Source organism: Desulfovibrio porci, assembly GCF_009696265.1.
GTDB classification, from domain to species: Bacteria; Desulfobacterota; Desulfovibrionia; order Desulfovibrionales; family Desulfovibrionaceae; genus Desulfovibrio; species Desulfovibrio porci.
Genome location: NZ_VUMH01000003.1, coordinates 20,817 through 42,729, shown reverse-complemented (window position 1 = coordinate 42,729; position 21,913 = coordinate 20,817). Strand labels below are relative to the sequence as shown.

The 21,913-nt window shown below is 63.2% G+C and carries 20 protein-coding genes and 1 tRNA gene; 8 read left to right on the top strand and 13 right to left on the bottom strand.

What is annotated here, in order from left to right; genetic code table 11:
• Positions 1-217 precede the first annotated feature (217 nt).
• Genes bamA through lysS form a run of 5 tightly spaced genes read right to left on the bottom strand, consistent with a single transcriptional unit; the run spans position 218 to position 7,510 of the window.
• Positions 218-2,989: an outer membrane protein assembly factor BamA gene (gene bamA / locus FYJ44_RS04085; RefSeq protein ID WP_154509422.1), complete on the bottom strand. Its 2,772-nt coding sequence runs from the start codon at positions 2,987-2,989 to the stop codon at positions 218-220.
• Complete coding sequence (locus FYJ44_RS04080) at positions 2,970-3,656, bottom strand: ABC transporter ATP-binding protein (protein WP_154509420.1); 687 nt, start codon at positions 3,654-3,656, stop codon at positions 2,970-2,972. Before FYJ44_RS04080 ends, bamA begins: the two co-directional genes overlap by 20 nt.
• 2 nt (positions 3,657-3,658) lie before the next feature.
• Positions 3,659-4,885, bottom strand: coding sequence for a lipoprotein-releasing ABC transporter permease subunit (locus FYJ44_RS04075; protein WP_195840945.1), 1,227 nt, complete (start codon positions 4,883-4,885; stop codon positions 3,659-3,661).
• A gap of 44 nt (positions 4,886-4,929) precedes the next feature.
• Positions 4,930-5,892, bottom strand: coding sequence for a putative endonuclease domain-containing protein (locus tag FYJ44_RS04070; RefSeq protein WP_154509416.1), 963 nt, complete (start codon positions 5,890-5,892; stop codon positions 4,930-4,932).
• Positions 5,893-5,920: 28 nt separating this feature from the next.
• Complete coding sequence (lysS, locus tag FYJ44_RS04065; protein WP_374042605.1) at positions 5,921-7,510, bottom strand: lysine--tRNA ligase; 1,590 nt, start codon at positions 7,508-7,510, stop codon at positions 5,921-5,923.
• Between the two features lie 377 nt (positions 7,511-7,887).
• Here lysS and FYJ44_RS04060 point away from each other — a divergent pair, with 377 nt between their 5' ends.
• From FYJ44_RS04060 to FYJ44_RS04050, 3 genes are all read left to right on the top strand, one after another.
• Positions 7,888-8,451: a glycine cleavage system transcriptional repressor gene (locus FYJ44_RS04060; RefSeq protein ID WP_154509414.1), complete on the top strand. Its 564-nt coding sequence runs from the start codon at positions 7,888-7,890 to the stop codon at positions 8,449-8,451.
• 194 nt (positions 8,452-8,645) lie between these two features.
• Positions 8,646-10,031, top strand: coding sequence for a PFL family protein (locus FYJ44_RS04055; RefSeq protein ID WP_154509412.1), 1,386 nt, complete (start codon positions 8,646-8,648; stop codon positions 10,029-10,031).
• A gap of 169 nt (positions 10,032-10,200) precedes the next feature.
• Complete coding sequence (locus tag FYJ44_RS04050) at positions 10,201-10,881, top strand: DNA-3-methyladenine glycosylase family protein (protein ID WP_154509410.1); 681 nt, start codon at positions 10,201-10,203, stop codon at positions 10,879-10,881.
• Between the two features lie 47 nt (positions 10,882-10,928).
• On the opposite strand, the gene FYJ44_RS04045 is transcribed toward FYJ44_RS04050, so the two are convergent.
• From FYJ44_RS04045 to FYJ44_RS04025, 5 genes are all read right to left on the bottom strand, one after another.
• On the bottom strand, positions 10,929-11,429 hold the full coding sequence (locus FYJ44_RS04045) for a GlcG/HbpS family heme-binding protein (protein WP_154509408.1): 501 nt from the start codon (positions 11,427-11,429) through the stop codon (positions 10,929-10,931).
• 298 nt (positions 11,430-11,727) lie between these two features.
• Positions 11,728-12,507: a sulfite exporter TauE/SafE family protein gene (locus FYJ44_RS04040; RefSeq protein WP_154509406.1), complete on the bottom strand. Its 780-nt coding sequence runs from the start codon at positions 12,505-12,507 to the stop codon at positions 11,728-11,730.
• 6 nt (positions 12,508-12,513) lie between these two features.
• Positions 12,514-12,861 carry a DMT family protein gene (locus FYJ44_RS04035; protein WP_154509404.1) on the bottom strand — a complete coding sequence of 116 codons (348 nt, stop codon included), beginning with the start codon at positions 12,859-12,861 and terminating at the stop codon, positions 12,514-12,516.
• Between the two features lie 54 nt (positions 12,862-12,915).
• Positions 12,916-12,991, bottom strand: a tRNA-Thr gene (locus FYJ44_RS04030).
• A gap of 65 nt (positions 12,992-13,056) precedes the next feature.
• A complete protein-coding gene (locus FYJ44_RS04025; protein ID WP_154509402.1) occupies positions 13,057-13,950 on the bottom strand; it encodes a LysR family transcriptional regulator in 894 nt (297 codons plus the stop codon).
• Positions 13,951-14,052: 102 nt separating this feature from the next.
• Here FYJ44_RS04025 and eamB point away from each other — a divergent pair, with 102 nt between their 5' ends.
• Positions 14,053-14,649 carry a cysteine/O-acetylserine transporter gene (gene eamB / locus FYJ44_RS04020; RefSeq protein WP_154509400.1) on the top strand — a complete coding sequence of 199 codons (597 nt, stop codon included), beginning with the start codon at positions 14,053-14,055 and terminating at the stop codon, positions 14,647-14,649.
• 36 nt (positions 14,650-14,685) lie between these two features.
• On the opposite strand, the gene yjgA is transcribed toward eamB, so the two are convergent.
• The 3 genes from yjgA to FYJ44_RS04005 are packed head-to-tail and all read right to left on the bottom strand — an operon-like array spanning position 14,686 to position 16,990.
• Positions 14,686-15,291: a ribosome biogenesis factor YjgA gene (gene yjgA, locus FYJ44_RS04015; RefSeq protein ID WP_154509398.1), complete on the bottom strand. Its 606-nt coding sequence runs from the start codon at positions 15,289-15,291 to the stop codon at positions 14,686-14,688.
• A 12-nt stretch (positions 15,292-15,303) separates the two neighbouring features.
• The gene (locus FYJ44_RS04010) at positions 15,304-16,167 is read right to left on the bottom strand and encodes a UbiA-like polyprenyltransferase (protein WP_154509396.1); all 864 of its coding nucleotides are present in this window, start codon (positions 16,165-16,167) and stop codon (positions 15,304-15,306) included.
• 4 nt (positions 16,168-16,171) lie between these two features.
• On the bottom strand, positions 16,172-16,990 hold the full coding sequence (locus tag FYJ44_RS04005; protein ID WP_154509394.1) for a MogA/MoaB family molybdenum cofactor biosynthesis protein: 819 nt from the start codon (positions 16,988-16,990) through the stop codon (positions 16,172-16,174).
• A gap of 138 nt (positions 16,991-17,128) precedes the next feature.
• Between FYJ44_RS04005 and queF the strand changes: the two genes are divergently transcribed.
• From queF to ftsY, 4 genes are read left to right on the top strand one after another with little or no spacing between them, the layout of a single operon-like run.
• Positions 17,129-17,629 (top strand): preQ(1) synthase, encoded by a 501-nt coding sequence (gene queF, locus FYJ44_RS04000; protein ID WP_154509392.1) that lies wholly within the window; start codon positions 17,129-17,131, stop codon positions 17,627-17,629.
• A 29-nt stretch (positions 17,630-17,658) separates the two neighbouring features.
• Positions 17,659-19,353 carry a murein biosynthesis integral membrane protein MurJ gene (gene murJ / locus FYJ44_RS03995; protein WP_154509390.1) on the top strand — a complete coding sequence of 565 codons (1,695 nt, stop codon included), beginning with the start codon at positions 17,659-17,661 and terminating at the stop codon, positions 19,351-19,353.
• Between the two features lie 44 nt (positions 19,354-19,397).
• A complete protein-coding gene (locus FYJ44_RS03990) occupies positions 19,398-20,411 on the top strand; it encodes a hypothetical protein (protein WP_154509388.1) in 1,014 nt (337 codons plus the stop codon).
• A gap of 24 nt (positions 20,412-20,435) precedes the next feature.
• Positions 20,436-21,875 (top strand): signal recognition particle-docking protein FtsY, encoded by a 1,440-nt coding sequence (gene ftsY / locus FYJ44_RS03985; protein WP_154509386.1) that lies wholly within the window; start codon positions 20,436-20,438, stop codon positions 21,873-21,875.
• The last annotated feature ends 38 nt before the right edge of the window (positions 21,876-21,913 follow it).

Sequence of the window (21,913 nt, the reverse complement as noted above, 5' to 3'; positions counted from 1 at the left end):
TTCTTCGCGAGGCTTTGCAGATTTTGTGCCATAAAGAGCCGAGCGTAAAATTCGGGGCGGGTTATGCGGGAGACGGGCTTTTTCTGGAAAACTCTGATGAAGGATTGCGCGCGGAACACGGGAATGCTGTTTATCGGCAAGGCAAAAGCGCCAGCCGTAAGTCCTGGCGGACAACGACTGGCGCTCCCAGATTAAAAGACGTTGTTACGCGCCGATCTTAGAAGAACTGGCCCATGCTGAACTCCAGCCTTCCGGATTCCATTTCCTTGTCATAGTCCTGAACCAGAGGGATGCCGTAGGCGATGCGCAGATCGCCCATGGGCGAACGCCAGCGCAGTTCCAGACCGGCGGAGGCCACCAGATATTTATCCAGATCATTGCCCATGGTTTTATGGTCAATGTTGAAGCCGCCGTCGAAGAAAGGCACCAGCGCCAGGCCCATATCTTTCTGGAAGGTCCAGATGTACTCCACGTTGAGCACGCCCATGCGGTCGCCGCCGATCTGTTCGCCGGCATACTTGTAGTCGCGGGGCGAAAGATCGGAGTAGGAATAGCCGCGGATGGTGTCCATGCCGCCCAGCCAGAAGCGTTCGAAGACGGGCACGGGGTCATCGGTGTTCTGGAAGATGCCGCCCAGGCGGGTGCGCACGTGGAAGGTATTCTGGGGATTAACAGACCAGAAACCCTGCCAGTCGGCCACAGCCTTGACGAAGTTGTCCGTGCCGCCCAGGCCGCCGCCGCCGTATTCCGCCCAGAGGCGGGTGATGGTGCCCGAGGTGGGCCGGTCCTTGGCGTCGGTGGTGTCGCGCAGCACGCGGCCGGAAACGGCGCTGGTCCAGTTCACGCCCTTGTAGTCGCTGATGTACGGCGAGGCGTTGTGTTCCACGTCATAGAGTTCGTAGCGTTCCAGGCGGTAGGCCAGACCCACCGAGGTGTATTCGCCGATGGGATAGGAGGCGCGGATGGTGTCGCCGATGGTATCCTTGGTAAAGTCGTCCCAGTAGTCGTGGGTGTAATAAAGATCGTTGCCTATGGAAAGATCCGTGTCATAGACGCGGGGATTGGTGAATGAAAGCATGCCGGTGGTGCGCCGCCAGGAGAAGAAGCCCTGCAGCTGGAGCCAGTAGCCCCGGCCGAAGAGGTTGCGCTCCATGATGGAGGCCGTGACGCCCACGTCATAGTAGGTGGAGTAGCCGATGCCGCCCATGATGGCGCCGGTGTTGGCTTCCTTGACCTTGACCTTGAGGTCCACCTCGTCCTCGTTGCCGGTGGGGATCAGCTCCGTATCCACGGCGGAGAAGTAGCGCAAACGGTTCAGGCGTTCGGTGGAGCGGCGCAGTTTGGCGCCCTCGTACATGTCGCCGTCGCCCAGGCGCATTTCACGCAGGATGACGTTGTCGCGGGTCTTGGTGTTGCCTTCCACCGTGAGACGGCGGATGAAGACCTTCTGTTTTTTGTTGACCAGGTAGCCCACATCCACCTGGGCGCTGCCGTCGTCGGCCTTCATCAGCTTGGTGTCCACTTCGGCAAAGGCATAGCCGTAGTCGGCATAAAAATCCGTCATGCGCTTGGAGTCTTCCTGCATGACCGTCAGGGAGAAGTATTTGTTGGACTTCTTCCAGTCGTCCATCTGCACGACCTGAAGCATGTTTTCTTCGCTGTCGATGACGTCACCGGCGAATTTCACGTCGCGCACGGCATAACGCGGCCCCTCATGCACGGTGAAGGTGATGTAGATGCCGTCGGGCTTGTAGTCCACCTGCGGCGCGGAAACCTGTATGTCCACAAAGCCTTCGTTCAGGCCGAAGGCGGCGATGGCGTTGGTGTCGCGCTCCAGATATTCATCCTTGAGTACGCCGCTGCCCGTGAACCAGGAGAAAATGTTGCGGGGCTTGAGCGCCAGGTACTTGTCCATGTCGCCTTGGCTGAGCTCCTTGAGGCCTTCGATCTTCACTTCCTTGATGTAGAGCTTGTTGCCCTCGTCCACGGAAATGATCAGCACCGCGCCCCGTCCGCCCTGGCGGTCTTCCAGGCGGTAGTTGGCCTTGGCCAGATAATAGCCTTCCTTGCGGTAGAGCTCGGTGATTTTCTGCAGGTCGTCGGAAAGCATCTGCTCGTTGAGCACGCTGCCGGACTTGGTGCCCATGGCGGCCAGCACGTCTTCCTGGTCGATGTCCTTGGAGCCTTCCACCACGATATTGTCGATGCGCGGTTTTTCCACCACGGTGAAGACCAGAACGCCGCCTTCCAGAGAGGCCTGCACGTCGCTGAAATAGCCCATATCCCAGATGCGCTTGACTTCTTCGTTGATGGCGTTGGCGTCGGGCTTGTCGCCTTTGCGGATGGTCAGGCGCATAAGCACGGTATCCGGATCCATGATTTTCATGCCGCGCACCTGCACGTCGGTCAGACCGCCTCCGGCGGCCGCCGGCGAATGCATGGGCACAAAACCGGGACCATTGTCGGCCTGCGGGGCGGGAGCCTGCGCGGCGGAACCCAGCATGTTGGAGGCGCGCCCGGCAACGGCCGCGGCGCATTCGCTCAGCGCCACCAGAGAGTTGCGTTCAAAACCGGCGGGTACGGCCTCGCCTTTCTCCACGGGCACCAGGCGGGTGTCCATGGTGAAACCGTCGCCCAGTTGATTGAAGCTGCCGTAGATGACCAGCTTGGCGCCGGCCTGACGCCCCAGACGGCGGGCCGCGGCCAGATCAATAGTATTGTCGCCGCTGCGTTCGAACAGGGCGCGGGCCCGGTTCATGGGCACGGCCTTGAGGCCGTTCTGCTCCAGCTGGCTGGCGATGAGCTGCGGCACGTCGCGGGAAGCGTTGGGCATGTCCGGCCCGGCATTGACCTGAAAGGGCAGGACCAGCACCAGCGGCTGTCCGGCCTCGGCCGCCATGACGTTCTGGGCGGACAGCGCCTGGAAGGCGCAGGCCAGGACCGCAAGGCACACGGCCCTGAACAGCACACTATGCAAAAGACTTCTCATACAGAGCCCCCGCTCTAAGTTCCAGGCCGCGGTCCATTCTGGCGGCCAAATCCAAATTGTGCGTCACCACCACCAGGGTCATGCCCAGTTCACGGTTGAGTTCATTCAGCATATCCCCCACCTGCGCGCCGGTGATTTCATCCAGATTGCCGGTGGGTTCGTCAGCCAGAAGGACGCGCGGCCGCAGCAGGACCGCGCGGGCTATGGCCACCCGCTGGCGTTCGCCGCCGGACAGGGTGGCTATTTTGCTGTCCGCACGGTCGGCCAGGCCGACCCGTTCCAGCATGGCGCGTGCCTCGGGCAGCACGGCGGCACGTCGCGCGCCGCCGATGACGGCCGGCATGGCCACGTTTTCCAGTGCCGAAAATTCCGGCAGAAGATGGTGGAACTGAAAAACGAAGCCCAGGGTTTTATTGCGGAAAGCGGCTTTCTGATCCGGGCTCATCAGAGCCATATCCCGGCCGTCAAAGGCCACAATGCCAGTGCTTGGAGTATCAAGAGCACCCATAAGATGCAAGAGGGTGGACTTGCCGGAACCGGAAGCCCCCACGATGGCCAGGGCTTCTCCCTCTTCCACAATCAGGTTGATATTCTTGAAAATTTCAAGATTTTCTCCAGGCCCGGAAAACTTTTTTCCCACGTCAGAAAATTTATAGAGCTCGGACATAATTATTCGTAGCGCAGGGCTTCGGCTGGTTCCAGACGGGCGGCCTGGCGCGCCGGATAAAGAGTGGCCAGAAAGCAGAGCAGCATGGCGCTGGCCCCCACGATGAGCACGTCGGAAACCGTGATGATGATGGGGAGGTGGTCGAGCGTGTAGACGTTCTCCGGCAGTTTGATGAACTGGTAGCGCTTGAGCAGCCAGCCCAGGCTCAGGCCGAAGGCGTAGCCCAGCAGAGTGCCGATGACGCCGATGATGGTGCCCTGCAGCATGAAAATGCGGCGGATCATGCCGCGCGTGGCTCCCATGGACATCATGATGGCGATATCGCGGGTTTTTTCCATAACCAGCATGACCAGGGTCGTGACAATGGAGAAGGACCCGATCAGCACCACCATGGCCAGAAGAATGAACATGCCCACCTTTTCCAGCTTGAGGGCCGCGAAAAGATTGGCGTTCATCTCCATCCAGGTGCGCACGTAAAAGGGCGAACCCAACTCGGCGGCCAGACGCGCGGCGGCCTCGTCAGCCTTGAAGACATCCTTGACCGTGATTTCAATGCCCGACAGGAATCCCGCGGGCAGGCCAAGCACGTCGCGTGCGGCGTCCAGTGTGACGAAAGCCAGGGAGGAATCGTATTCGAACATGCCGGTCTTGAAGACGCCGACCACCTCGAAAGGCCGGATGCGTGGGGAATAGCCCGAGGCGGTCTTCTGCCCCGAGGGCGAGAGGAGATTGACCCGGCTGCCCACGGTCAGGCTCAGGCGGCGGGCCAGCTCTTCGCCGATAATGATGCCCGGCGTGCCGTCCTTTTGCAGGGCCTGGGCAGAACCGGAACGCATCTGGCGCAGCAGGGAGAGCACCTCGGGCGCGCTGGCCGGGTCGATGCCGCGCAGCACAACGCCCTTGACCCCGCCGCCCGCGGAAAGCATTACTTCCGTATAGATGAAGGGCGTGGCCCCGGTGACGCCTTCCACCGAGCGGATGCGTTGCGACAGGTCCGGATTGTGCTCAAAGGCCGAGGGCACATAGGACATGACGATGCCGTGGGCGTTTGCCCCCAGAATCTTGTCGCGCATGTCGGTGGTCAGGCCGTTGTAGACGCCCAGCACCACCACCAGAGCGCCTACGCCGATGGCTACCCCCAGAATGGACATCAGGGATATAATGTAGATAAAGGTCTGCTTGCGCCGCGAAAAAAGGTAGCGCAGGGCCACGAAGAGTTCGAAAGACATTTGCGGCATTCTGGCCCAGCTTGGCTTGAGATTCAAGACTTTTTTTAGAGGAAGCGCGTATCCCCGCACTCCTTAACGTGAATTACGCCTGCGGGCTCAGCGGTGGCGTTATCTTGGCACGGGCCGTCGCGTCGGCTTCCGCCGCTCCGGTCACTGTAAGTTGTACTGCAGGCATCGCAGGCCCAGAAAAAGCGCCCGTCATCCCGGCGTCGGCGTGGTTCCAGACGACCTTTGCAGCCCTGCCTCATGCAGGCAGTCCAGATTCTCATTTGCCAGGCGTCCGGTACATTTGGGGCCACTTCACCGATATGGGCCACATACCATGTGTGTGCTTTTTCTGAAAAGACCAAGCCATCTTTTTTGGCGCGTTCTGCATCGTGAACCCCAATCTTCGGGCTGTCGGCATGCACCAATGGGGCGGGCGGCAACGGAGCGGGCGCGTGCGGCGCGAGCGCGGTTCGCAGAACGTCACGACAAGCGAGCGGCTTATTCTCTTTTAGTTGATGCAGCAGGCGGGGAACGGAAAAACGCAGCACCTGCCAGCCCGCGTTCGTCAGGTCGTTCTGGCGGGAGAGCTGTTTATTGAAATCTTTCTTGCTTAATTTTGCATGTGTGCCGTACCCGTCAAGTTCCACGGCGATGCGGCGTCCGTCCCGACTGCCCACGGCAAAATCAATCCGTGCGTTGCCCGACGGCAGTACAACGTTATACTGTCCCCAGAACGTCCCGTCGCCCGCCTCAGGTTTGAGAACCTTCTGGCAAAACAGTCTTTCCACGGGATTGCAGGTTTCATAGGGCGTGCAACATGTGCCGTCGCAGTCCAGCGGGCCGAAAACCTTCTCAATGTCCAGCGGCGGAGTTGGGGTGGAGGTTGCCTGCTGATCCGTTTCCAGGCGGACAAGACTCAATTGATCATCGCCATCTGCGGGCCGGGAAAAGAATTTTTCGCGCAGCCCGCGAAAAATGATGACCGCCAGTGCGCCTGCAATAAAGGACAGCAGGTTCATATGCTCTTTGTGATGTTCCGCCAGAAAGTTATGAAATAAATTCCGGCCGCAGCAACGGGAAGAGAATCACCTCGCGGATGGAGGCTGAATCCGTGAGCAGCATGACCAGGCGGTCAATGCCCACGCCCTGTCCGGCAGCCGGGGGCATGCCGTATTCCAGGGCGCGCAGATAGTCTTCGTCCATGCTGTGGGCCTCGTCGTCGCCGGCCTCCCGTTCGCGCACCTGTTCCTCAAAGCGCAGGCGCTGGTCCACGGGATCGTTGAGTTCGGAAAAGGCGTTGGACAGTTCGCGTCCGGTGATGAACAGCTCGAAGCGGTCGGTGATTTCCGGTCGCTGGTCGTTGCGGCGGGAAAGGGGCGAAATTTCCGTGGGGTAATGGTAGATGAAGTGCGGCTGGATCAGCTTGCCTTCCACATCCAGGTCAAACAGTTTGGCCTGAAGTTTTTGCAGGCTTTCGCTGTCGGCGGCCTTTTCGCCGCGCTCGCGGATATAGCTGCGCACTTTGTTGTAATCATTGTAAAAATCTGGGGAATGTCCGCCGATTTCCGTCAACGAATCGTAAAAACTGAGACGCTTCCAATGACCGGGCGTAAGGTCGATTTCCTGGCCCTGATAGGGCACCACCGTGGAACCGCAGGCCGCCAGGGCCAGATGGGCGAAAAGCTGTTCCGTAAGGTTCATCAGGTCTTCAAAGGTGGCATAGGCCCAGTAGAATTCGCACATGGTGAATTCCGGATTATGGCGGGTGTCGATGCCCTCGTTGCGGAAGCTGCGGTTCAGTTCGAAGACCTTTTCAAAGCCGCCCACCAGCAGGCGCTTGAGGTACAGCTCCGGCGCGATGCGCAGGAAAAGATCCAGATCCAGCGCATTGTGATGGGTCTTGAAGGGCTTGGCCGTGGCGCCGCCGGCCAGGGGCTGCATGATGGGGGTTTCCACCTCCATGAAGCCGTGGTCTTCCATGAAGCGGCGGAATTCGCGCACAATCAGGCTGCGCTTGGCAAAAATTTCTCGCGCGCGCGGCGTGACGATGAGGTCCACGTAGCGCTGGCGGTAGCGCGTCTCCATGTCCTTGAGCCCGTGGTATTTTTCGGGCAGAGGCCGCATGGAGCGGGTGATCAGCTTGAGGCTGCGGCAGGCAATGGTCAGTTCGCCGGTCTTGGTACGGAACAGATGGCCGGAAACGCCGACAATGTCGCCCACATCCAGCTTCTTGACGATCTTGTAGGTCTCCTCGTCCAGATGCTCGCGCGAGGCGTAGCACTGGATGCGCCCGCTCTGGTCCATGAGGTGAAAAAAAGCCACCTTGCCGAAAGAACGCAGGGAGACGATACGCCCGGCAACGGCGAAGACGTCTTCCTGCTTTTCCAGAGCGTCCTCCTCCAGGCTGCCGAATTTTTCCAGCACCCAGGAAACGGCGTGTTCTTTGCGGAAATCGTTGGGGAAAAGGGGCACGCCCGCGTCCAGCAGATCACAGGCTTTGCTGACCCGGTTTTTGATGACCTCGTTGAGGTCATCCCGCGCGGCGAAACTTTCCAGCATGGGCATGAAATAGGCCGCATGCGAAGACTTGGTGCCCAGCTTGACCACAGGCTTTTTGCTCTTTTCCCGGTTTTCCACAGAATTCCCCCGCTCTGACCCTGCCTTGGCGGCCTGCGGGAACATCCCCGCGCCGTCGTGCCCGTCCCCGTTCAGGAAAGGAGCGTTACGGTATGCCATTCGGTCGGGAGCGTCAAGATTGTCCGGCGGCCGGCATGGGCATGCCGTTGCCTCGGCCGCACGAAGAACTCGCCGTTTTTACAAAATGTTCACAATTCCGGCCATCGGTTACTTGCCGGTTGCGCCGGATGCGTTCGCGGGGACAGGGAATCAGCATGCGTCTGTCCGCCGGAGGCGCTTTACGGGCTTGAACTGCGTCCGCTTTTGCGTGTATAGAAACGCTTTCCGCCGGACGCGCGATTTTCAGGGCGGTCGGCGCTTTTCCCAAGGACTGTGCCATGCAGAAATACACTGCCTCCTTTCTCGGCCGCGACTGCCCCGGCGTGGTGGCCTCGGTGAGCCGCATCCTGGGTGAAACGGGCTGCAACATCGTGGAAGTGACCCAGACCATCCTTTCCGGCGAATTCGCGGCCATTTTCGTGGTTCAGGCCCCGGAGGGCCACAGCGCCGAGAAACTGCGCGAGCAGCTCACCGCCGGTCTGGCCGAAGCCCAGGTGGATCTCTCCGTCCTGGTGCGTCCGGCCATTGAAGGGCAGTGGGGCCAGGAGCTCAACTGCGATCCCTTTGTGGTTACCGCCGACGGCCCGGACAAGCCCGGCCTTATCGCGGCCATGAGCCGGGTGTTCGCCCGCCACGGGGTGAACATCGAAAGTCTTAAGGCCATTCTGGGCGAGGGTGGAGCGGACCATGCGCTTTTCGTGTTTGAAGTCATGGTGCCCGAAAGCGTGGACCTGGGGCGCCTGCGCCGCGAACTGGCCTGTGAGGGCCAGACCCGCCACCTGCGCGTGAGCGTGCAGCATCGTGATATTTTCGAGGCCGTTCACCGGGTGAGTTCCTTTTAAGAACCGCCGTTCAAAACGCCTCTTGCCCCCTGGGCTGCGTCAAAAGCCGGGCGCGGCCCGGGTCTGTGCCGGAAGAGTACTCTCCCTGGTCCGCGCCCGGCTTTTTCCCGCCAGGGAACAAAATCCATCTTTGCAGCGGCAGCCCGAGCCGGTCTTCGGAGGCGGCAGGCCGCGCATGCTACACAGGATACGCCATGCTTTCAGAACGCGAAGTCACCAGCACCCTGAACATGCTCCGTAACGAGCATCTGGACGTGCGCACCGTCACACTCGGCGTGAGCCTGTTTGACTGCGTGAGCCATGATCTGGACCTCTTCACCGCCAACGTGCGGGCCAAACTGCGCCGCTACGCCTCGCAGCTTGTGGCCGTCTGCGATGAAGTAGGCGACAAGTACGGCATCCCGGTGGTCAACAAGCGCATCAGCGTCAGTCCCGTCGCTGTGGTGGGCGCGCCCTTCGGTCCGGACGGCATGGTGCGCATCTGCCGCGCCCTGGACGAGGCCGCCAAGGAGGCCGGGGTGGATTTTCTGGGCGGCTTCACGGCCCTGGTGGAAAAAGGTTTCGCCAGGGGCGACCGCGCCCTCATTGAAGCCCTGCCCGACGCGCTGGCCCAGACCGACCGCATCTGCTCATCCATTAACGTGGCTTCCTCGCGCAGCGGCATCAATATGGACGCGGTGGCCCTGATGGGCGAACAGATTCTCAAAACGGCCCAGGCCACGGCGGAGCGCGGCGGCATCGGCTGCGCGAAATTGGTGGTTTTTGCCAACATTCCGCAGGACGTGCCGTTCATGGCCGGGGCCTATCTGGGCGTGGGCGAGCCGGATGTGGTCATCAACGTGGGCGTTTCCGGCCCCGGCGTGGTCAAGAAGGCCATCGACCGGGCCTTGGCCGCCGGACGTAACGAGCAGGGCGGCCGCCTGACCCTTCTGGACATGGCCGAAGTCATCAAGCGCACGGCCTACAAGGTGACCCGCGTGGGCGAAATGATCGGCACAGAGGTGGCCCGACGGCTGGGCATTCCCTTCGGCGTGGCCGACCTTTCCCTGGCGCCCACCCCGGCCGTGGGCGACTCGGTGGGCGAAATTTTCCAGAGCCTGGGCCTCTCCAGCATCGGCGCGCCCGGCAGCACTGCCGTGCTGGCCATGCTCAACGACGCGGTGAAAAAGGGCGGGGCCTTCGCCTCCTCCTCGGTGGGCGGCCTGTCCGGGGCTTTCATTCCCGTGTCCGAAGATTCCAGTATTGAGGCCGCGGCCATGTCGGGCCGTCTGAGCATTGAAAAACTGGAGGCCATGACCAGCGTTTGCTCGGTGGGGCTGGACATGATCGCCATTCCCGGCGACACCCCGGCGGCCACCATTTCCGGCCTGATCGCCGACGAAATGGCCATCGGCATGATCAACCACAAAACCACGGCGGTGCGTGTGATACCCGTGCCCGGCAAGGGCGTGGGCGACGAGGTTTCTTTCGGCGGTCTGCTGGGCAAGGCCGCCATCATTCCGGTGACTCAGGGCGACGCCTCCGCTTTTATCGGTCTGGGCGGGCGAATTCCCGCGCCTATCCACAGCCTGAAAAACTGAGGGCTGTCCCTATTGGCCCTTTTGACTTCCGGCTGTGCCAGAGGAACTTTTTGCTCCGGTCGGATGGGGTAGAACTACACTCCCTCCGCGAAAAGTCCCTCTTTCTTGCCGGAAAGCCAAAAGCGCCAATTTAGGCCAGTCCCGGCAAAACGGCGCAAGACGGTGAAGGATGGGCGTTTATTTTGAGTACGGCGAAAAAGAAATGGCCCATCTCAAGGCGCGGGACAAGCGTCTGGGCGAGGCCATTGATCTGATCGGCCCGGTGCGCCGCGAAGTTGTGCCGGATCTCTTTGAAGCCCTGATCCACGCCATTGTGGGCCAGCAGATCGCCACCAAAGCCCAGCAGACCATCTGGGCGCGTATGCGCGCGGGCTTGGGCGAAATCACGCCCCGCGTCATCCAGGAGACGGCGGAGACGGATTTGCAGGCCTTCGGCCTGTCCTTCCGCAAGGTGGGCTACATGAAGGGGGCCGCCGCCAGAGCGCTGAGCGGCGAGTTTGACGTGGAGGCCCTGCGGAGCCTGCCCGACGACGCGCTTTGCGCCGAGCTGGCGCGTCTTCCCGGCGTTGGTGTCTGGACCGCTGAAATGCTGATGACCTTTTCCCTGCAACGGCCCGACGTGATCAGCTACGGCGATCTCGCCATTCAGCGCGGCCTGCGTATGCTCTACCGCCACCGCCGCATCGGCCGCAAACTTTTTGACAAATACCGGCGGCGCTATGCTCCCTGCGCCACCGTGGCCTCTCTCTATCTCTGGGCCGTGGCCGGCGGGGCCATCGCGGGCCTCACGGACCCCGCGTCCCGAACCGCTCCACGGCGCGAGACGAAACAGAAAGACAGGCCTGAATGAAAAAGCCCGGCTTACGCCGGGTTTTTGCATGGAACGTCAATTGTCCGTTACTTATTCTTTTTAACCGACTCGAATGCCGCCGCCCCAGCCTTGGCCACATTGGTGTCCTCGGCCACTGAACCGCCGCTCACGCCGATGGCGCCCACAATGACGCCGTCTTTGACCAGCAGCTCGCCGCCACCGAAAATGGCCAGGCCGTCGTTGGTGACTTCAATGCCGTAGAGTTCCTTGCCGGGTTGGGAGGCAGCGCCCAACTGGGCTGTGGACATATTGAAGAAACGGGCCGTGCGGGCCTTTTTGGTGGCCACGTCGATGCTGCCCAGAAAAGCGCCGTCCTGGCGCACAAAAGCTTTGAGGTTGCCGCCAGCGTCCACCACGGCGATATTCATGGGCACGCCCTGGGCCTCGGCTTTGATCAGAGCCGTTTCAAGCACTTTCCGGGCCTCAGCCAGGGTAAGGTCGCCGGGCAGCTGTTTTTTGACTTCGGCGGCCTGCACCGTGGCGGCCAGCAGAAGAAACATCAGCACAAGAGGAAGAATGCGACGCATAACGCTGCTCCTTGTATAAGGGGTGAGGAGCCGTCGCGCGGCGGTTCCGCCGGGCTGTCCTCATTCTATATGCGCCGGAATGTCAAGGCAAGGCCGCGTTGTGGTCATATCCGCATAAAAAACGCTGATTCTGCAAAATTTCCACATTGCGGCAATCGCGCTCCGCGCATTCTCCCACTGTCCGGCGGCGTTCGTATTAAGGTCGCACGATGCGGCGGCCCGGCGGCCTGTCCGCCTCGTAAGCGAAATGCATTTTCGAACTGAAGCGCCGAGCGAGCGTTTCAAAAAGGAAAATGCTCTAACGGGCCGGGGCCAGAAAATATTCCCAGATCAGGGTGAGCAGCAACAGGGAAAGGGAGATGGTCAGGAAGCGGCGTACAGCCTTGGCCCCCACCCGGATGGCCGTGCGGCTGCCCAGCCAGTTGCCCGCCACGGAACCCGCGGTCATGGCCAGAGCCAGGGGCCAGAGCACTTTGCCGTGCCAGACGAAGGCCACCACCGCGCCGAAGTTGGAGGCCAGATTGAGCACTTTGGAGGTGGCCGAGGCTTCGATGAGCCCCACGCGCAGTATCCAGTGGAAGGCCAGGATCAGGAAACTGCCCGTGCCCGGTCCGAAAAAGCCGTCATACGCGCCGATCAGCAGACAGACCAGGGGCACCAGGGTCCAGAAGCGCGCTCCTTCGAGCGGGCGCGGCGCGCACTCCCGTTCTTTTTTGGGCAGCAGGGTGGCGCACATGCCCACGGGCAGCAGGCCCACCAGGATCTTGCCCAGAATCTCGCTGTTCACATACAGCGCCAGGATGGACCCGGCGTAGGCTCCCAGCAGGGAAAAAACCAGACCCGCCAGGGCCAGACGCCAGAGTACCAGATGACTGCGGGCGAAGTTGCCCAGGGCCACGCTGGTGCCCACGCAGGAGCTGACTTTGTTGGTGCCCAAAGCCAGATGGGGCGGCACGCCGGTCAGCAGCAGGGCGGGCATGGTGATCAGCCCGCCGCCCCCGGCGATGGCGTCAATGAAGCCGCCCAGCAGGGCCGCGCCGGCGCAGATCAGGATGGCGCTCAGGGTGAGAGTGAACATGCGGCTTTACCATTCCTTGAAGATGACCCAGGCTGCCAGCACGATCAGCGCGAAGCCCAGAATGTGGTTCCAGCGCAGGGATTCGTGCAGCCAGAAGGTCGAAAAGAGCATGAAGACGGTCAGGGAAATGACTTCCTGAACGGTTTTCAGTTCCGCGGCGGAAAAATAGCCGTAGCCGATGCGGTTGGCCGGAACCTGGAGCATATATTCGAAAAAGGCGATGCCCCAACTCGAAAGGATGACCAGCGGCAGGGCCAGGCTTTTGTAGCGCAGATGGCCGTACCAGGCGAAGGTCATAAAGATGTTGGAGAGCGTGAGCAGGCCCACGGTGACGAGAGGAACGGGAATCTGCATGGCCTTTGCCCCGGACGAAAAAAAACGCCTATGAGATCATAGGCGTGGTATTTCTGGAGCCCTTGTCCGGGATTGAACCGGAGACCTCATCCTTACCAAGGATGCACTCTACCGACTGAGCTACAAGGGCGCTGTTGACGAAGAAGGCTTCTACCCTATCGACGCCGTGCCGTCAAGCTTTGCGGCGGACTTTTTTTACACCCGGCGCGTTGCCGTGTCCTTGATGGTTCCGGCGGCCAGGGACATGAACAGGCGCAGGGCCGGACTCAGGGCCTTGTTCACATGCCGGGCGCAGACGGCGCGCAGGCTGTGAACCGGCGCGGCAAAGGGCAGTTCGCGCAGCAGGCCGTGACGCAATTCCTCCTCCACGCAGAAGCGGGGCAGATAGGAAACGCCGAGACCGGCGGCCACGCAATTTTTGATGCTCTCAATGCTCATCAGTTCAATGGTCCCGGCCAGACTGATATTGCGTTGCCGCAGCGTGTTTTCAAAAAGCAGCCGGAACATGCACTGCGGCTCGTTGATGATCAGGCTGACGGGCAGCTTCTGGTCCGGACGGGTGAAATCCAGGTCCGCCGGACCGGGCGCGGCCACCAGAACCAGAGAAAAATCCGCCAGCGTTTCCTGAATCAGCGAGACGTCCCGCCCCTGGCTGTAGAACACGCCCACATCCGCCGCGCCGCTGAGCAGGGCGTCCCGGATCACATAGCAGTTGAGCGATTGCAGATCCAGGCGCACGTCAGGAGCGCGGGCGTGGAAGCGGCGCAGCACCTCCGGCAGTTTGTAGGCCAGCAGGCTTTCACCCACGGCCACGCGCAACCGGCCGCGCGGCTCTTCCCGCCGTGCCGCCGCGCGCAGGCTCTCGAGCATCCGGGCCAGCTCGCGCACCTGGGGCATAAGCCCCTGGCCCGCCTCGGTGAGACGCATGCGGCGACCCACTTTTTCGAACAATTGCAGACCAAGCTCCTGTTCCAGCTGGCGGATCTGAAAGGTGACCGTGGATTGCGCACAGCAGAGGCGGCGGGCGGCCTTCTCAAAGCTGCCTTCGTCCACCACGGCGCTGAGGGCTTCCAGGCGGCGCAAGTCCATGAATACTTCCTTAAATCGGATTTATTGAATTATAAATGCAAAAATATTTGCTATTTCGATGGAACTGTCAGCGCTATTCTGGAAAAAAGCAAGGAGAATGTCATGCCGTTCGTCGTGTTCTGTTCTTTTCTGAGTTATGCGCTGATTGCCGCCGTCACGCCGGGCCCCAACAATATCCTGGCCCTGAGCAGCGCGGCTGCGCACGGTCTGCGCCGCAGCGCCCCGCTGCTGGCGGGTATGAGCGCCGGATTTCTGGCCGTCATGCTGCTCTGCGGCGGCGCGGCGCTCGCCCTGGCGCGCGCACTGCCGGGGTTGGCGGCCTGGATGATCTGGCCGGGCGCGGTCTATATTCTCTGGCTGGCTTGGCGCATGGTCGCGGGCGGGGTGGGGGAAAACGGGGACGGCAACAGCGAGGGACAGCCGCTGGGGTTCTGGAGCGGCCTTACGCTGCAATTCGTCAATGTGAAGGTGCTGCTCTGCGGTTTTACAGCCCTGACCACGTTTGTGCTGCCCCATGCGCCGGACGTCCCGCATGTGCTGGGCTGCGCCCTGCTTTTTGCGGCGTTGGGTGTAGCCTGCAATCTGCTTTGGGCCGCGGCGGGCGGCCTGTTAAGGGAAGTGTTCCGGCGGCACGGGCGGGCGCTTAATTTCTTGCTGGCCGGTCTGCTGGCAGGCAGTGTGGCGCGGATGTTTCCGTAGCCCGGCTTTACCGTACAGACCGGGTTCAAACCTTGTTCAGTCTTTACCAGGAGCGGGAGCCAGCGCGCGGTTCAGAGCCCGGAACAGGGCGCGGGAGGCATGGGGCGCGACAACGCCCGCTGTGGCCTTCCGGGCGGCGCGGGCTTCCCGCGCTTCCCGCACAAGACGGCGCAATTCCTCGGGCGTGGGGCGGTCCGCCACGGCCTGGCCGTCAGTTAGGGGCGGCATGGCCTGCAGGATGGTTTGCAGCAGACCTTCCACGTCCGCCTCGGGCGCGGCCAGCAGGCGCTCGCGCCATTGTTCCACCAGATGGAAACGCGCGGTGTCGGCCGACACCGCCTCCCGCCGGGCCGCCAGGGCCGCGCGCAGGCGTTCGGCGTCGGTTTCGCGCATCAGGCGGCCGATGTACTGCATCTGCCGGCGGCGGCCTTCATGGTCGCGGATGCGGGCATACAGGGCCAGGGCTTCGAGCAGATCCGGCGGCAGATCAAAATCGCGCAGTTCGGCCGGGGCCAGCCGGGTCAGTTCCTCGCCCAGGTTCTGAAGGGCCAGACTCTGGCGTTTTTTGGCCGAACGGCTGGGCGCGGCTTCATGTTCCGCCTCGCCGTCCGCCTGCCACTGATAGGTTTTTTTACGGGGCATGCTTATTCCGGTCTAGAGGTAAATGCCCAGAATCACGCCCGCCAGCACCACCGGAGAGATGATTCCGTTGAGCGTGAAAAAGGCGGTGTTCACATGCCGCAGATCCTGAGGTCGCATCAGCCGGTGCTCCAGCAGAAGCAGCGCGGCGATGCCCAGACAGATTACGTACCACGGCCAGGAGAGTCCGGCCGCCAGACCCGTCAGCAGCAGGAAAATGGCGGTCATCACATGGGAGAAGGCCGCCAGGGCCAGGGAGGTGTCCGGTCCGTAGACCGAGGGCACGGAGCGCAAATCAAAGGCAAGGTCGAAATCCAGATCCTGAAAGGCGTAATAGATGTCAAAGGCTCCGACCCAGAAGGTCACGGCCAGAAAGAGCAGCACGGGCGAGAGGTCCATGCCCGCAGGATTCACGCTGATCCAGCCCGCCAGGGGGGCCAGGCCCAGCGTGGCTCCGAGCCAGAAATGACAAAGAGCGGTGACGCGTTTGAGCAGGCTGTAGGCGGCCGCAAAAAGCAGGGCCGGCACGGCCAGCCAAAGGCAGAGGCTGTTCAGGCAGGCGCAGGCCAGAATGAAAATCAGAGCCATGACTCCGCAGAAGGCCCAGGTCTGCGCCTTGTTGATGGCCCCGGTGACCAGCGGGCGGTCACTGGTGCGCGGATTGTCGCGGTCAAAGGGCAGGTCCACCAGGCGGTTGAAGGCCATGGAGAAGGAACGCGCGGCCACCATGCCGATAGTCAGAAAAATCAGGCTGCGCAAGGGCGGCAGGCCCCGCGCGGCCAGAAAAGCCCCGGCCCAGGCATAGGGCAGGGCAAAGATGGAATGCTCGATTTTGATCATCCGGCAGATGTCGGCGAATTGGCCGAAGGGCGTGCGCATGCTGCTATCCTCCACAATCGGCGGGGTCGCCGTGCAGTTTGTCCAGAGCGTGGGGCAGGGCGGGCAACACGGCGGCCAGATTTTCCAGTACGCCCTTGCGGCTGCCCGGCAGGTTGATGACGATGCTCCGGCCCAGCACTCCGGCCACGGCGCGGGAGATGGCGGCGTGCGGCGTTTTGGCCAGACTCGCGGCCATCATGGCCTGGCTGAAGCCGGGCAGGGACATGTCCAGCAGGGTGGCCGTGACCTGAGGCGCGATGTCGCGCGGCGAAAGACCCGTGCCGCCGGTGGTGCAGATCAGGTCATAGCCTTGGTTCAGGGCCAGATCCGTAAGCAAAGCGCGGAGCAGCGCGGGTTCGTCCGGCAGCAGAAAGCCCTGGCTGTGGCAGAGCGGCAGGCGCGCGGCCGCCATATCCTTGATCACCGGACCGCTCAGATCCTCGCGCAGCCCCTGGGAGCCCTTGTCCGAAAGCGTGATCCAGGCCAGAGAGCGGCCTTCCTTGCGAACTTCCAGGCAAAGGGCGTCGTTGTCCGGAATCGGAATGGGCGCGATATCCGTCAGGGCCGTGACCAACGGGCAGTCATGGGCATGCGGGTTGTTGAGGCCGGAAGGTGAGGGCAGCCAGATGCGTCCGGTGACCTTGAGCAATTCCGTTCCGTCCGCGTCGTACAGGCGGCTGCCCACGGGCAGGCGGGGCAGGGGACGCGGAATGGGTTCCGCGAGGCAATGCGCGGGCCAGACGTCTACCCCCGGCAGTTCGGCGGGAAGCAAAGGCAGACAATCTCCAGCCCGGCAGGGCCGCAATCGCAGGCAGAGATGCATAAGTGCGCGCTCCGAAGAGGAATTGGCCGTCCAGGACGGCGCTTGAATAGAATATTGTAGCCGTAAGCGCAATGGGTTACAAGTCCGGTACGCGCCGATCGCTCTGGCGTTTCATAAGGATGTTTGAAGGAGTTGCGCATGCCCACCCGTAGTCAGGACGAAACCCGGAACCTGCATATCCTCGGCACGGGCCGTCTCCCGGCCCTTGAGGGCGGCCCCGGCGTCGGTCTGCTGGAATCCTTTCCCAACTGCTATCCGCGGCGGCCCTATGTGATCAGCATCAGTTTTCCCGAATTCACCTCTCTTTGCCCGGTGACGGGACAGCCGGACTGCGGGACCATCAGCGTGGAATACGTGCCGGACAAGCTCTGCGTGGAATCCAAGAGCTTCAAACTCTATATGTTCGCGTTCCGCAACCACCAGTCTTTTATGGAAACCATCACCAACACCGTGCTGGAGGATCTGCGCGAGCTGCTCGCCCCCTGCTGGTGCCGGGTCAAAGGCCTGTTCGCGCCGCGCGGCGGCACGCGCATCCATGTTTTCGCCGAAGAGTTCAAGGAAATGCCCGAGGAGCAGAACCAACGCGTGCGTGAGGCCGTGCGGGCCTGGCGGTCGGAAACCGATCCGCACCGGCCCTGAGCGGTTGCGGCAAGGCAAGTGATCTGAGCATGCTGCGGAGTACCAGCCCTCAGTCGGCGCGGGCCGCGCCGGGCCGGATGCTGCGCACGGCGGCCCTGCTGGGCGGTTTCACACTCGTCTCGCGCCTGCTGGGTCTGGCCAGGGATATGGGCATGGCATGGCTGCTGGGCGGCGGGGCGACGGCTGACGCTCTGGTGGCGGCCATGCGGCTGCCTCATGTGTTGCGCCGTCTCCTGGGCGAAGGGTCCCTGTCCATGACGCTTACCGCCGCCCTGGTGCGCCGCGCCCACGGCCCGGCGGGAAAAAACGGGACCGGACAATGCGGCGCCGACGGAACGGCGGGGCAACGCGGACGGATGTTGCGCCCTCTGGCCGCGGCTCTGGCCCTACGTCTGGGGCTGACTCTGGCGGCTCTGACCCTCTTGGGCCTGCTGGCCGCGCCCTTGCTGGCGGCCTTGCTGGCCCCCGGTTTTTCCGGCCCGGAAGCTGCGCGGGTGGCGGAACTGCTGCGGATCTGCCTGCCTTATCTGCTGACGGCGGGCATGGCCGCTCTGGGTATGGCGTTTTTGCACAGCATGGATGTGTTCTGGCTGCCCGCCTTGTCGCCCGCGCTGTTCAATCTGACCATGCTCCTGTTCACGGTCGCGGCCGCGCTGGGTGGCTGGCCGCCCGCGCAGACGCTGGCTCTGGGCATGCTCTGCGGCGGCCTGGTCCAGTGGCTGGCGCAGTGGCTGGCCCTGCGGTGTCTGCTGAGCGGAGCGACGTCGGCGGCGGGTGAATGCGGGCCTGATGCCGTGGAAGCCGAAGGGGAAAGCATCGGCCGGGCCGCCTGGCGCTGTCTGGCGCATGTTCCGGCCGGTCTGCTGGGGGCCGCCGCGCCGCAGCTGGCCATGCTGGCGGCCATGGGCCTGGCTTCGGGCTTGGGCCAGGGGCAGGTGGCGGCGCTGTATTACGCTGAGCGCCTGCTGGAATTGCCGCTGGGGCTGGTGGGCGTCTGCCTGGGCATGGCCAGTTTGCCGTCCCTGAGCCGTCTCGCGGCGGAACGGAATTTTTCGGCTGTTGGCGACCAGTTGAACGCGGCCCTGCGCTGGACCACGCTTTTCAGCCTGCCCGCCGCCATGGGGCTTTGGGCCGTGGGCCCGGATCTGGTGGACGCCCTGCTGCGGCACGGGGCCTTTGACGCCCGGGCCGCGCGCGAAACCGGGCTGGCGCTCTGGGCCTATCTGCCGGGCCTGCCCGCGTTTGCGCTCAACCGCAGCTTGCTTGCGGGCTGCAACGCGCTGGGCGCGACGCGGCGCACGGCGGTCAGCGCGGGCTGGGCCGTGGCGGCCACACTTGCGGCCGGGGCCGTGCTGGGCCATAGTCTTCCCACTGCCTGTTCGGCCATGGGACCGGCCCTGGCCGTGAGTCTGGGGCTCTGGCTCCAGACCTGCCTGCTCTGGTCCGGCTTGCGCCGGGCGTTGCGCGATTGCGGGCAGCCCGCGCGGGCCGTGCCCTGGCGGGCGCTGTTTCAGCAGGCGCTGGCCGCGCTGGCTGCCGGTGTGGCCGCCTGGGCGGTGCTGACCGCGCGGGCCGTTATGGTTCCCGGAGGCTGGTGGGGCGGCGTGTGGAGCGCTCTGGCCCTGGCTATTGCCGTCGGGCTGACGGCCTGGCTGCTTTGCTTGGCCGCGTTGGGCAATGAGGATCTGGCTGCCCTGACGGGCCGCCTGCGTGGAATGAAATGAGAAGGAGGGCGCAAGGCCGTCGGCTTTTGCGCGCATAACGCCATATGCCTTACATCACACACCGCACGCGCCGCTGGCTGGCATTGACCGCCTGGGCGGCGGGGCTTCTGCTTTTTCTGCTGCTCGGCCTCTGGAATCTGAACGGCAGCCGCCGGGACGCGGAAAACCGGCTCATCAGCGAAGCCGGGCACATGGCCTCGCAGTTGGCGGCCCTGCTTTCGCTGCCCGCCTGGGAACTGGATGAACTGACGGCCCGGACCATAGTCATGGCCGCCATGGAAGACGACAGGATTTACGCCGTCAAGGTCCAGACCCGGCAGGGCATGCTGGAGGGCCAGCGCCGCAATTACCAGTGGGAGCCTGTGCCCTGGGATGACGAAATTGCGGAAAATACCGTGCAGGGCATGAATCCGCTCAAGATGGAAGGCCGGAGCATCGGCTCGGTGGAAGTCTATCTTTCGCCGCGTCTGAGCGCCGAGGAGCAGGCGCTGGTGGCCCGGCGCGAGGTTTGGCGCTTCGCCCTGGCGGCGTTGTTCTGCACCGGCGCGCTGCTTCTGCTGCTCTGGCACTGGGGGGATCTGGCCCGCCTGCGGCGTTTGCTGGCCCGTAAGGCGGACGAGGCGCTGGCCGGAGGCGGCGAAGCCGCGCCGGACAGGATCGTGCTGGGCCTGAGCGCGCCGGCCGCCGACAGCGTCGAGGCTCCGGACGTGGGCGCGCCCGCCGCGGTTTTTCCGGTCAATCCGGCTCTGGGCCGGAGTTTCCAGCGTAAGCACGCCGACGCCTGGCGGGTCACCGCCGGGCTGTTCCGGCAGAGCTTCGCCCGTGCGCCCGAGCTCTTGAGCCGTCTGTATGCGGACGGCGAGGTGGCGGGCCTCTGCCATCTGGGGCGTATGCTGGAACTGGCGGCCCCCTGCCTGGGCGCGGCCCGGCTGGAGGATACGGCTCGGGACATGCAGGCCGCCCTCAATGATCCGCAGTGTGAAACCGCCGCGCTGGCCGTGGAAGCCTGCGTGCACGCCCTTGAAGACGTGCTGGCGGCGCTGGGCGGAGAGAAATAAGCGCTGTTGCGCAAGGAGTTTGCTATGGGCTTTTTTTCAGCCGTTAAAAAAATCTTCGGCGGATCGCGCCAGGATGAAGTTGCGCCACCTTCCGAAGCCGTATCGGCGCAGGAGCCTGAAGCCGGGGCCGGACCCGCGGAACCGGAAGGCGCGCCTGTAAGCCCGGCGAAACCTGCTCCGGAAGCTGCTGTGCCGCGGGCCGCGTCCGTCCCGGCCGAAACCCCGGCTCCGGCCGGGACTTCCGATATTTCCGAAGAGGATGAAGCGCTGACCCTGCGGCTGCGCGAGGCCGAACCCCGGCTCTCGGTCTGGCTGGGCATCATTCTGGAGGGCGTGGACAGCGCCGGCGACCTGCTCTGGCAACGGCTGGCCTTTTTGCTGCGCGCTCTGGACGCGCCCCAGGATGAGGTCCAGAACTTTGTGGATGACTTCCGGGCCTGGCTTGAGCGCATGGAGTACCGCCATGTGGAGGAATTCCGCTCCGAGTTGCAATACCGGCTGGCTCTGGCCCTGGATCTGGAGGACGAGGAGGACGAGCGCAGCCGTCTCTTCCTGAAGATCAGCGAAGGCCTCTCGCGTACCCGCGAGCAGTTTGCCCGCCGTCTGGACACGCTCTTCGCCGACCATGGCGAACTGGACGACGCCTTCTGGGAAGAGCTGGAAGAGCTCTTCATCATGGCCGACCTGGGCTATGAACCCTCGCTGGAACTGGTGGAACGCCTCAAGGAGCGCGCCCGGCGGGAAAAAGTCACGCGCGCGGAGCAGGCCCGCGAGCTGCTGCTGGCCGAGCTGGAAGAAATTTTCCGCGCGCCGCGCCGTATTTCGGCCGTTAATCCGCCGGAAGTGGTGCTGATGATCGGGGTCAACGGCGTGGGCAAGACCACCACCATCGCCAAGCTGGCCCACCGCGCGCGCATGCAGGGCAAAAAGGTGATGATCGCGGCGGCGGACACCTTCCGCGCGGCGGCCATCGAGCAGTTGCAGGTCTGGGCCGAGCGGGTGGGAGCCCTGTTCCATGCCCGTCCGGCGGGTTCGGATCCGGCCTCCGTGGCCTTTGAGGCCGTGGACCGGGCGGTGAAGGAAGGCGTGGACGTGCTCTTTGTGGATACGGCCGGGCGCTTGCAGACCAAGGTCAACCTGATGGAAGAACTGACCAAGATCCGCCAGGTGCTGAGCAAGAAGCATTCCGGCGCGCCGCATCGCAGCATTCTGGTTCTGGACGCCACCACCGGCCAGAACGCCCTTTCCCAGACCAAGCTCTTCAAAGAGGCCGCCGGGGTGGACGAACTGATCCTGACCAAACTGGACGGCACGGCCAAGGGCGGCGTGGCCATCGCCGTGGCCATGCAGCACCATCTGCCCATCACTTTTGTGGGCCTGGGCGAAAAAATGGAGGATCTGCGCCCCTTCAACGGCGCGGATTACGCCCGCGCATTGCTGGGTGAACCGGCCGCCGGGGACTAGAGCCGATTAACGTTAGGAATTTATATTCTTAACGTTTG